Below are 12,486 nucleotides of genomic sequence, written 5' to 3'. Positions count from 1 at the left end.
AACGTGGGGGAGTCATGAAAATCGTTAAACCACTTTCATTGTTACTCGGCGTTCTCATCGGACTGTCGAGTACCGCGTCAGCTGACGTTAACAGCGATATGAATAACTTCTTTAACAAGCTGGGATTTGCCTCCAATACCAGTCAGCCGCAGGTGTGGCAGGGACAGGCGGCGGGCTATGCGTCGGGCGGCTCTATCTATGCGCGCACGCAGGTTAAGCAAATCCAGCTGGTCTCCATGACGTTGCCCGACATCAACGCGGGGTGTGGGGGTATCGATGCCTACTTGGGGGCCTTCAGCTTTATCAACGGCGAACAGCTGCAGCGCTTTGCGAAACAAATCATGTCTAATGCAGCAGGCTATTTCTTTGATTTGGCGCTGCAAACCACGGTACCGGAAATCAAACAGGCCAAAGACTTTCTGCAGAAGCTGGCAACCGACATCAACAGTACCAATCTCAGCTCTTGTCAGGCCGCGCAGGGTATTGTGGGCGGGCTCTTTCCGCGAACTCAGGTCTCGCAGCAGAAGGTCTGTCAGGATATATCAGGTGAGAGCAATATTTTCTCCGACTGGGCCGCGTCGCGTCAGGGTTGTACGGTCGGGGGCAAACTCGACAGTGTGCAGGATAAGGCAGGGGCTAAAGATAAAGAGCGGGTGATGAAAAACATCAATCTGATGTGGAATGCCTTGTCTAAAAACCGCCTATTTGATGGCAACAAAGAGCTCAAAGAATTCATCATGACCCTGACCGGCTCACTGGTATTTGGGGCTAACGGGGAGATTACGCCGCTCCCGGCCAGAACGACCGACCGTGACTTGGTGAAGGCGATGATGGACGGCGGCACCGCACAAATCTATCACTGTAATGATGCGGATAAGTGTCTGAAGGTGGTCTCAAACACCAACGTGACCATTAGCAAAGATAAGGCGCTAAAGGCTCAAATCTCTACTCTGCTCACCAGTATCCAGAACAAGGCAATAACGGATACGGCCATGACCGAGCAGGAAAAAGGATTTATCTCCAGTACCTCCATTCCGGTCTTCAAATATCTGGTAGACCCCCAGATGTTGGGTATCTCCAACAGTCTGGTTTATCAGCTGACGGACTATATCGGCTACGACATCCTGCTCCAATACATTCAGGAGCTGATTCAGCAGGCGCGCGCCACGCTCTCTGTTGGTAACTATCCCGAAGCCTCGATGAACGTGGTGATGGAAAACCTTAATCAAGCCACCCAGCAAATCGCGGCGTTTCAGGCGCGTGTTCAGGTGCAGCAGGATGCATTGCTGGTTGTCGACCGCCAGATGAGCTACATGCGCCAGCAGGTGTCGGCACGCATGATGACACGCTATCAAAACAACTATCATTTTAGCGGGGTGCAGTGATGCTTGAGATATATACCATCGCCGGCGGCGAGTGGCTACGCGGCACCTTCAATGCTATCGCCGCATTTATGGGCACCGATACATGGAAAACCATTGAGCGTATGGCCATCCTATTTTCAGTCCTGATTGTGTCATTCAACTGGATACGAAAGCACAATGTCATGGATTTGTTGGGATGGAGCTTCGTGCTGGTCTTTGTCTCCATGCTGGTTGTTATCCGTTCCCCCGTGCAAATCATTGATAACAGCGATGTGACCAAAGTCTATCAGGTCGATAATGTCCCTGTGGGGCTGGCGCTACCGGCGTCGCTGACCACACGTATCGGGAATGCGTTGGTACAAAGCTATGAGATGGTGTTTTCACAGCCGGATAGCGTCACCTACAGTAAGACGGGGATGTTATTTGGTGCAAATCTGGTCGCGCAAAGCACCGATTTCCTCTCGCAAAATCCGGAAATTACGACGCTCTTTTCTGACTATGTACAGAACTGCGTGATGGGGGATATTTTCCTCAATCGGAAATACAGCTTTGAAGACCTGATGAATTCAGCTGACCCCTACACGTTGATTTTCTCAAAGCCCAGTCCGCTTCGCGGCGTATTCGACCAACTGAATAACTTCAAAACCTGCGCCGAAGCGTCGGTGGAGCTCAAAAACAAGCTGGCGCTCGATACCACGACCGGGGGAAAAACATGGCATTACTACGCACGCCAACTGTTTGGAGGGAAACCCAATTCTGACGTATTGCTCAGCCAACTGGTGGGCGATAGCTACGGATATTTCTATAACTCAGGGCAAAGTGCTAGCCAAATTATCCGCCAGAATGTGACCTTGAATGCGCTGCGTGGGGGCGTGATGAGCTACGCCTCACGTAATGGGGATACCTCAAGCCTGCTCAATATCGCCACGACCTCCTCGCTTGAAAAACAGCGTCTTGCCCACGCCTCGGTGGGGCAAGTGGCCTTGAGGTCACTGCCGATTATGCAGACGGTGTTGATGGGTATTTTGATTGGGTTGTTCCCGATAATGGTGTTGGCTGGGATGTTCAACGCGGTGACGATGCCGGTGGTGAAAGGGTATGTGTTCACTTTTATGTGGCTGCAAACCTGGCCACTGCTGTATGCGGTGCTCAATAACGCCATGACCTATTACGCCAAGCAAAACGGCGTTCCGGTGGTGTTATCCGAACTCTCACGGGTGCAGGTGAAGTATTCCGATATTGCGACCACAGCGGGCTATATCTCGATGATGATCCCCTTCTTGTCATGGAAGATGGTGATGGGGTTAGGCCAGGTGTTCTCCAGCATCAGTTCCTCGCTCGGTTCAGCGTCGCTCAGTTCAACATCGGCGGCGTCCTCTAGTGCGGTGGACGGCAATTATTCCTATGCCAATATGCAAACCCATAACGTGAACGGCTACAGCTGGAATACCAACAGTTCAACGTCGTTTGGCCAGATGACGCAGCAGTTGGCTAACGGAGCCAGTTCCACACAGACGCGCGATGGTGGCCATGTGGTGGATTCGAGCGGCAGCACGTCGAAAACGCCGGTGGACATCATGATCACCCGTTCGGTGGCCAGCGCCCAACAGCAAATGGCCCGAGAATCGGAGTCGCAGGCACAAACGGCGATGCACGGCTACAACAGCAGCGTCACCAGTGCTTGGAACTCACTGAGCCAGTTTGCCAGTAATCGGGGTAACAGCGCCTCGATGGTGAGCGGGGCTGACAATGCGCAGAACTCGCAAGAGTCGATGATGCGCAGCAAAATGTGGAATGCGGTGACCAGCAACGCCAAAGCCAACAATATCAGCAATGAAGAGTCGTTCCAGAATCTGATGGATAAGACGTCTCGTGGGACTGTCTCTGGTGAGCTTTATGGCGGAGTAAAATACGACTCTGGGGATATGCTCGCGACCAAATTGGGTTCATGGGCCACTGGCATTAGCGCTCACGGGGGAGGAAAGGTTAGCATTGGTGGTTCAAAAGGTAACGGTTCATCAGATAGCGTGACTGAGGGGCATCGTCAAACCAATGACAGCCGCCACGATACCAGCGCGCAGGCCGCAAAAGACTTTAAAGAAAGCAGTGATTATCTGACCAGTCATCGTACCAGCCAGTCGGGAAGCCTAACCGACAATAATGCGTCTTCACGCACCGATCAGCTTGCCGCCTCACTCAGTACGGCGAAAAACAGCTACGACCAGTATACCAATGCCAACACCCGCAGCCATGAGTATGCCGAAATGGCCTCACGCACCGAGTCAATGAGTGGGCAGATGAGCCAAAATCTGACCCAGCAGTTTGCCAACTTTGTGCGTGAACGTGCGCCGCAGGAGGCCGATAACCTGCTGACCGATGCGGGTTCACCGGATGTGGCCGCGAAACGTGAGGGACTGGCGCGTGAATTTGTGCGTGCGCAGGTCACGCCGAAGGTGGACGCGGATTACACTACCGGCAAAGGAAGTATTGGCGGTGATATGGCCGCTATTCCACAAGGCGGTTCAAACGAGAGCGTGCAAGCCGACTATGCACGTAACAACGGACATATTGAGGCGCGTACGCAGCAGGCGGGTATTAAAGACGATGTGGGGAATTCGGTGCAGGGGATGATTAATGAAAATCAAGCCAAACAAACCACTACCCAACATAATATTGAACAACAGTCCCATGAGGTGAAAGGGCAGTATACCGATCTGGATAATCATCATAAAACAGAACAAAGCACACAAAATAGACAGTATAATAATGCAATAGATAATCAAAACTCACTATTCGGTGCCAAAATAAAAGATGACATCATGGAGAAAGCGAGTGTTCTAGAAGAAAAGTATAATAAGGGGAAGGATAAATGATAACGAATAAAGTTATACGGCAAGAAACGGAAGAGCTTAAACAAATCCTCAAACAGGGTGATCTTGAAGTTCCCTCCATGTGGACCTGTTTATGGCCCGGACTGGTTGTCGCGCTGTGGCTGCTGTTATGCTTATTATTAAGTTTTAACTCCAGCCTCTTTGTGAGGGATTTTAAGGGGTTTGATATTTTAGTACCTTTAGCTTTTTGTTGTTTTATAGGGCTGATGATTACTCTGGGTACGGCCAGTGCTCGGGGAACCTACCTTTCTGTTCCGTCTTACTTTCGACAGCAATCGCAACTGTATGCCTTTTCCAGTAAGAAAATAAAAAAGTATGCCTTAGTTTATATCGTTGTAATGGGAGCGATGCCTTATTTACTTTTATTTCTGGGAGTTGGGTTATTCTTTTATGCAATCATAGGCATGTTTTTTACGGTGGTATTAGTCTTTGTGTTTTCTATAGATATCGGTCGATATCAATTGTCAATGTTGAGTTCGGTTATTAATGCCTGTAAAAGCGATAGCGTGTTGCCGACGAAATAACTCTCTCTCGTTTTACTCCTTACCTTTTATCTTCACGCTCTCAGTTAGCCTCCTTGCTAGCTGAGAGTGTTATCTCTGTCTTATAAAGAAAAAATACCTGATTGTTATGGGTGTTTAATTTCCTGTGCTCAGGAGAATTCAGATGAGCTTTAATGCAAAAGATATGACGCAGGGCGGTCAAATCGCCGCGATGCGTTTTCGTATGTTTGGGCAAATTGCCAATATTATATTCTATTGTTTATTTCTTCTATTTTTGGCCATAACGACGCTGACCTTAATGTTCCGTCTGTCATGGCAAACCTTTATTAACGGCATTATTTATTGGTGGTGCCGGACGCTGGGGCCGATGCGTGAACTGATGCGCTCGCAGCCGGTGTATCAGATTGAGTATTACGGTAAAAAATTCCCCTATAACGCCCAGCAAATACTCAATGACAAATATACGCTGTGGTGCGGTGAACAACTCTGGACCAGCTTTGTGATTGCCGCCGTGGTCGGGGGTATTGTGTGTACGGTGACGTTCTTTGTTGCCTCATGGATATTAGGTCACCAAGGGAAGAAACAAAGCGAAGATGAAATTACCGGCGGTCGCAAACTTACCGATAATCCAAATGAAGTGGCGGCGATGCTCAAAAGAGACGGTAATGCCTCTGATATTAAAATTGAAAAATTACCTCTCATTAAAAACAGTGAAATCCAAAATTTCTGTCTTCATGGCACGGTCGGCTCTGGTAAATCTGAGTTTATTCGCCGCCTAATGAATCATGCGCGTAAGCGTGGCGATATGGTGATTGTCTATGACCGCTCCTGTGAATTTGTGAAAAGCTACTACGACCCTGCCAAAGATAAAATACTTAACCCGCTCGATGCGCGCTGCGCTAACTGGGATTTGTGGCGTGAATGCGTGACCCAGCCTGATTTTGATAACGTCGCTAACACGCTTATCCCAATGGGCTCGAGCGAAGACCCCTTTTGGCAAGGTTCTGGCCGCACCATCTTTGCTGAGGCAGGCTTCCGGATGCGTAAGGATGATGACCGCAGCTATGCCAAGCTGGTTGATACGCTCTTATCCATCAAAATCGATAAGCTGCGCGCCTATTTAAAGTCCACGCCTGCCGCGAACTTGGTGGACGAAAAAATTGAGAAAACGGCGATTTCTATCCGTGCGGTGCTCACCAACTATGTCAAAGCCATCCGCTATCTGCAGGGCATTGAGCGCAACGGCGAACCCTTCACCATCCGTGACTGGATGCGCGGTGTACGGGAGGATGGCAACAACGGTTGGTTGTTTATCTCATCGAACGCCGATACTCACGCGTCCCTTAAACCGGTGATATCGATGTGGTTGTCGTTAGCCATTCGTGGCCTGCTGGCGATGGGAGAAAACCGTCAGCGCCGTGTATGGATTTTTGCCGATGAGCTACCGACCCTGCACAAGCTGCCGGACTTAGTGGAGATTCTGCCCGAAGCGCGAAAGTTTGGTGGTTGCTACGTGTTGGGCTTCCAGTCCTACGCTCAGCTTGAGGATATCTATGGCGCCAAAGGCGCTGCCACGCTGTTCGATGTGCTCAATACCCGCGCCTTCTTCCGCTCACCCAGTAAGCAGATTGCGGATTTTGCCGCCGGTGAAATTGGTGAAAAAGAACAGCTCAAGGCTTCTGAGCAGTATTCTTACGGTGTAGACCCTGTACGTGATGGCACCTCGGTCGGCAAAGACATGGAGCGTGTGACGCTGGTGAGCTACAGCGACATTCAAACCCTGCCCGATTTAACCTGCTATATCACGCTGCCGGGACCGTATCCTGCCGTGAAACTGCCGCTGAAGTACCAGACGCGTCCCAAAGTCGCGCCAGAATTTATCGCCCGCACTATCGATACCGACGCCGAGACGCACCTGAGTGCCGTACTGGCCGCCCGAGAGGAAGAAGGGCGCGGGATTGCCGAACTCTTTACCCCTGATACAGCGACAGCCGAGCCTGCAGCGACGGAAAATAAGCCCGTCGCTGAGACGCCGACTCAAACGACACCGCCTGTTGCGCCTCGTAGCGTAGAAAATGCAGCGAAGCCAGCACCCAAGGTGTCACCCAAAGCCGCAGCCCCAGCCGCTGCCGCATCGACAACGGCGACCAGCGCCACCGCAGCGGCGGTGGTTGCACCTGTCGGCGGCGTAGAGCAAGAGCTCGAGGAGCGTGAAGAGGCGCTGCCACCGGGTATTGATAGCCAAGGCGAACTGGTTGATCCGGATGCTTACGAGCGTTGGCAGGCTGAGCATGAGGCTAACGGCCAGCGCACGATGCAACGCCGTGAAGAGGTCAATATCAATCACGGTCAGTCGTCTCACGATGACGTTGAAGTGGGAGACACCTTCTAATGATGAGCTTTAGCCAGGTGAAGTCGGCAGGGGGAGCAGCAGGCTACTACACCGACAAAGACAACTATTACGTATTGGGCAGTATGGATGACCGTTGGCATGGTGAGGGTGCAAAGCTGTTAGGTTTGGAGGGTGCCATTGATAAAGACACTTTTACCCGTGCGCTCAAAGGATTATTGCCTGATGGTGCGGATTTGTCACGGCTTCAAGACGGCAGTAACAAGCACCGCCCAGGCTATGATCTAACCTTCTCAGCGCCCAAAAGTGTCTCGGTGATGGCGATGCTGGGTGGTGATAAGCGCCTGATTGAAGCCCATAACCGCGCCGTTGATGTCGCGCTCAAGCAGGTAGAAGCATTGGCCTCGACCCGTACGATGCGTGACGGAGTCTCTGAAACCGTGCTCACCGGTAATCTGGTGATGGCTCGTTTTAATCACGACACTTCGCGTGACCAAGATCCGCAGCTACACACCCACAGCGTGGTGCTTAATGCCACGCGTAATGAGGATAAGTGGCAGGCCCTGAGCAGCGATACGGTGGGTAAAACCGGTTTCTCAGAGAACGTGTTGGCCAATCAAATCGCCCTTGGGAAAATTTACAATCAGTCGCTGCGACGAGAAGTTGAAGCGATGGGCTATGAAGTGGATGTCGTCGGTAAGCATGGTTTATGGGAGATGCGGGATGTGCCCGTGGCTCCTTTCTCTTCGCGGCGAAACACCATTGTAGAAACCGTGGGCGCAGATGCTTCACGACGTTCGCGCGATGTCGCTGCCCTCGATACCCGCAAGTCGAAAGAGGTTCTTGAGCCGGCACAGAAGATGGCCGAGTGGCTCACCACGCTGAAAACGACCGGCTTTGATATGGAGGCGTACCGCCAGCTTGCGGATACGCGTGTTCAAGACGGTTTGACGCCAGCGCCACTGGCGCAGGAGCCTGCCGATGTCGGGCTGGCGGTGACGCAGGCCATTTCACTCCTTAGCGAGCGCAAAACCCAGTTTACCTATGCCGATGTACTGGCCAAGACGGTCGGCCAGTTGCCTGCGCTCGATGGGGTGATTCAGCAAGCCCGTGGCGGAATTGATGACGCGATTGCTCGCCAACAGCTTATCCCGCTGGACAAAGAAAAGGGGATCTTTACCTCTGATGTCCATGTGCTCGATGAGCTATCAATCAATGCTTTGAGCAAGGAAGTGATGCGCCAAGGTCATGTCCAAGTGAGTCCGAATGGCAAAATAGACAGACCTGCACCCTACAGCGATGCGGTCAGCGTACTGGCGCAGGACAACCCGCCGATGGCCATTTTGTCAGGCGCTGGCGGTGCGTTGGTGCAACGCAACCGCGTGGCGGAGCTGGTGAATCTGGCGCATGAACAGGGGCGTGAGGTGCAAATCTTAGCGGGTGATACCAAAGCGCGGACCTATTTGCAGCAGGATGAACAGTTGGCCAAAGAGGCCGTGTTACCTAAGCGCAGTATGCTGGATGGCACGGCGTTTGTGCCGAACAGTACCCTGATTGTCGAGCAGGGCGAAAAGCTGACGCTCAAAGAAGCGGTGTCGTTGCTTGATGGCGCCGTGCGTAACAATGTGCAGCTGCTCGTGATGGACTCCCAGCAGCGCAGCGGGACCGGAAGTGCGCTCAACGTTCTGCGTGATGCTGGCGTGAACGACTACCGCTATCAGGGCGGAAAACAGATAGACGCGGTGGTTGTGGGAGAAGCGGATAAAAACCAGCGTTATGCCCAGCTGGCCCACGACTACGTGGCGCACCTTCAGGTGGGCGGAAAGGGCGTGGTGCAAACGTCGGGCGTGCGCGAGCAAGATATGTTGACGGATACCGTGCGGGCCGAGCTGAAGACTCAGGGTGTGTTGTCACAGCAGGACATCACCGTGCCGACTTTGGTGCCGGTATGGGTCGACAGCAAGAGCCGTACCGTACGCGACCATTACCGCGAGGGCATGGTGATGGAGAAGTGGGACGGTGAAACCAAAACCCATGAGCGCTTTGTGATTGAGCGCGTTACAGGAAAAACACACTCGCTGACGCTGCGTAATGAGGCTGGGGAAAGCCAACAGTTAAAACTGTCGGCGTTAAATAGCCAGTGGTCGTTGTATCGCTCAGAGCAGCTGCCGGTTGCCGTGGGGGAAAAGCTGAACGTGCTGGGGAAAATGCCGGAGCATAAACTGCGCGCCGGTGATGAACTCAACGTGGTGAGTCATGCTAAGGGCAAGATGGCCGTGGTGCGCAACGGAAAAGGTGCTAGTCAGCCTTTGCCGGTGGGCGATTCGCCGTTCTCTGCGATAAAGGTGGGGCATGCGTGGGTTGAAGGTCTAGGGCGCTCGGTCAGTGATGATGCGACGGTCTTTGTGGCCGCGAGCAACCGCGACCTCGATAAGATGACCTTAAATCAGCTGTCGCGCAGCGGCGCACAGATACAGATGTACTCGGCGCAAAGCCCGGAAAAAACAGCCGAAAAACTCGCACGTCATCCGGCGTTTAAGGTCGTGACGCAGCAGATAAAAACCGTGGCGGGTGAGTCGGTTCTCGATGAGGCGCTACAGCACCAGAAAACGGCGCTCAATACGCCGGTACAGCAGGCGATCCATTTGGCGGTACCCACGCTTGAAAACCAAAAGCTGGCGTTTTCGCGCGTTTCCCTGCTGGCAGCAGCGCAGGAGTTTGGTGACGGTAAGCTCACACCGCGAGACATTGAGCAAGAAGTTCGAGAGCAGGTCAAATCAGGGGCGTTGATTGCCGTCGATGTTGCTCAGGGGCATGGCAATGATTTGCTGGTCTCGCGGGCGTCCTTTGAGGCAGAAAAAAGTATTATTCGCCATATTGCCGAAGGGAAAGAGGCGGTCACGCCGCTGATGAGTGACGTCCCCGAGAGCATCTTAGCTGGGCTGACAACGGGCCAGCAGGCGGCGACGCGCATGATACTCGAAACGCCCGACCGTTTTGTGGCGGTACAGGGCTATGCCGGCGTGGGGAAAACCACCCAGTTCCGGGCGGTGATGCAGGCCATCAATACCTTGCCTGAAGAACGTCGCCCTCGGGTCATTGGTCTAGGGCCTACCCATCGCGCAGTAGGCGAGATGCGTAGCGCGGGGCTTGATGCCCAAACGCTGGCCTCTTTTCTCTATGACACCGCACAGCAACAACGCCAAGGGGAAACACCCGATTATCGCAATACGGTGTTTGTGGTGGATGAAAGCTCGATGCTGGGCAATACCGACATGGCCAAAACCTACGCGTTGATAGCGGCAGGCGGTGGACGGGCGGTCTTTAGCGGCGACAGTGACCAGCTGCAGCCGATTGCACCGGGTCAACCCTTTAAGCTGCAGCAAAGGCGCAGCGCCGCCGACGTGGCCATTATGCAAGAAATCGTGCGCCAAACCCCTGCGCTCCGGCCTGCGGTGTATCGCATGATTGAGCGTGATATCAGCGGCGCATTGGCCACGGTGGAGAGTGTGGCACCGGTTCAGGTGCCGCGCCAACCCGGCGCGTGGGTTCCTGACAGTTCGGTCATGGAGTTTACGCGTAAGCAGGAGGATGCGATTCGAGAAGCTACCCAAGAGGCCGGTGACGCCGTGCGTGTTGATGAGGGTAAGCCTGCGACTCTTTACGAGAGCATCGTCGCAGATTACATGGGGCGCACGCCTGACGCACGCGCACAAACGCTGATTGTGACGCACTTGAACGACGACCGCCGCGCGGTGAACGCGATGATACATAACGCCCGTGAAAACGCCGGCGAACTCGGTGATAAGGTTTTTATTCCGATTTTGGTGACGGCGAACGTACGCGACGGTGAACTCCGACGACTGAGTACGTGGGAAGAACACCGTGGTGACCGTGTGCTCATGGACAATACCTACCATCAGATAGCCGATATTGATAAGCAGGCTGAGTTGATTACATTGCGCGACAATGCGGGCAATACGCGTCTACTCTCGCCCCGCGAAGCCGCCAGTGAAGGGGTAACGCTGTACAAGCAAGACATGATAACGGTCGGGGTGGGCGACAAAATGCGCTTTTCGAAAAGTGACAATGAGCGGGGCTACATTGCCAACAGCGTGTGGACGGTCTCGGATATAGCGGGTGACAGTGTCACGCTAACAGACGGTCAACAGCAGCGCACGGTGAAACCCTATCGTGATGAAGCGCAGAGCCATATTGATTTAGCCTATGCAGTCACCGCACACGGTGCGCAGGGGGCCAGTGAGTCCTTTGCCATTGCCCTCGAGGGGACCGACGGTGGCCGCAAGCAGATGGTGAGCTTTGAGTCGGTGTACGTTGCTCTGTCACGCTCTAAACAACATGTACAGGTGTACACCGATAACCGTGAGGGATGGGTGAGTGCGATGGGCAAAACCCAATCTCGCAGTACCGCGCACGATGTGCTGGCACCGCGCGATGAGCGCACAGTCAACAACGCCGAACGGTTGATGCGTCAGGCTACCCCGTTGCCCGAGGTGGCAGTGGGGCGAGCACTCCTCAAGCAATCGGGGTTGCAGGAGGGGCAATCACTGGCGCGCTTTATCGCACCAGGCCGTAAATATCCGCAGCCTCATGTGGCCCTGCCCGCCTTTGATCAAAACGGCAAGTCTGCCGGCGTCTGGCTTGCGCCAATGACACAGGGAGAGTCTCTGGACGTCAATGCCCTGAGCACCGAAGGGCGTGTCTTTGGCAGCGAGGAGGCGCAGTTTGTCGCCCTCCAAGCCAGTCGCAACGGCGAGAATCAGCTGGCCACCACGATGCGCGAGGGGGTGACGTTGGCCGCCCGTCACCCTGAAAGCGGCGTGGTCGTGAGACTGTCCGGCGACGGTCGTCCGTGGAACCCTGCTGCGATGACCGGTGGCAAGCTGTGGGTCGATAAGGTGGCTGAGGTGACAGCGGGGACAGCAACGGATACGGCAGTGGATATCACACCGGCTGATGTGGGCGACAGTCGCCGTGCGGAAGAAATCGCGCGTGAGGCGTTGGAGAAACAGGCAGAAAAAATCGCCCAAGAGATGTTGGGGGCAGACAAGCCTGAGAAGGAAGTGACCTTGCCTGATGAGAAGGTCAAAGCGTTGGTTGGCGATGTCATCAAAGGATTAGCGGGAACACGCGACGATAAGTCACCGCTGCCAGAGCTGCCTGACGCGCACGTGCAAACGGAGGCGGTGAATAAAGTGGTGGCGGAAAACCAACAGCGTGAACGCCTGCAGCAGTTAGACAATGAGGTGGTGCGCGACCTGCAGCGAGAGAAAACGTTGGGTGGCGACTGACGCGCCTGCGGCTTGTCGGCCCCGGCGTCTTCCACGATGAAACATCGTAAAATCCTCCGGGGCTAC

General features: G+C 53.8%; 5 protein-coding genes. All 5 read left to right on the top strand.

All coding sequences use genetic code 11. From position 1 onward, the window contains the following. Nucleotides 1-14 precede the first annotated feature (14 nt). Nucleotides 15-1,385 (top strand): conjugal transfer pilus assembly protein TraH, encoded by a 1,371-nt coding sequence (gene traH, locus M988_RS21595; RefSeq protein ID WP_064575813.1) that lies wholly within the window; start codon nucleotides 15-17, stop codon nucleotides 1,383-1,385. After that, complete coding sequence (traG, locus tag M988_RS21590; protein ID WP_064575802.1) at nucleotides 1,385-4,237, top strand: conjugal transfer mating-pair stabilization protein TraG; 2,853 nt, start codon at nucleotides 1,385-1,387, stop codon at nucleotides 4,235-4,237. The genes traH and traG overlap by 1 nt, the downstream gene beginning before the upstream one ends. Next, nucleotides 4,234-4,779 carry a hypothetical protein gene (locus M988_RS21585; RefSeq protein ID WP_064575793.1) on the top strand — a complete coding sequence of 182 codons (546 nt, stop codon included), beginning with the start codon at nucleotides 4,234-4,236 and terminating at the stop codon, nucleotides 4,777-4,779. Before traG ends, M988_RS21585 begins: the two co-directional genes overlap by 4 nt. 142 nt (nucleotides 4,780-4,921) lie before the next feature. Then, nucleotides 4,922-7,150: a type IV conjugative transfer system coupling protein TraD gene (traD, locus tag M988_RS21580; protein ID WP_064575791.1), complete on the top strand. Its 2,229-nt coding sequence runs from the start codon at nucleotides 4,922-4,924 to the stop codon at nucleotides 7,148-7,150. Continuing rightward, the gene (gene traI, locus M988_RS21575; RefSeq protein ID WP_064575788.1) at nucleotides 7,150-12,420 is read left to right on the top strand and encodes a conjugative transfer relaxase/helicase TraI; all 5,271 of its coding nucleotides are present in this window, start codon (nucleotides 7,150-7,152) and stop codon (nucleotides 12,418-12,420) included. The genes traD and traI overlap by 1 nt, the downstream gene beginning before the upstream one ends. The last annotated feature ends 66 nt before the right edge of the window (nucleotides 12,421-12,486 follow it).

The organism is Hafnia paralvei ATCC 29927 (assembly GCF_001655005.1).
Lineage (GTDB): Bacteria > Pseudomonadota > Gammaproteobacteria > Enterobacterales > Enterobacteriaceae > Hafnia > Hafnia paralvei.
This window is presented reverse-complemented; position numbering and strand designations above follow the sequence as displayed.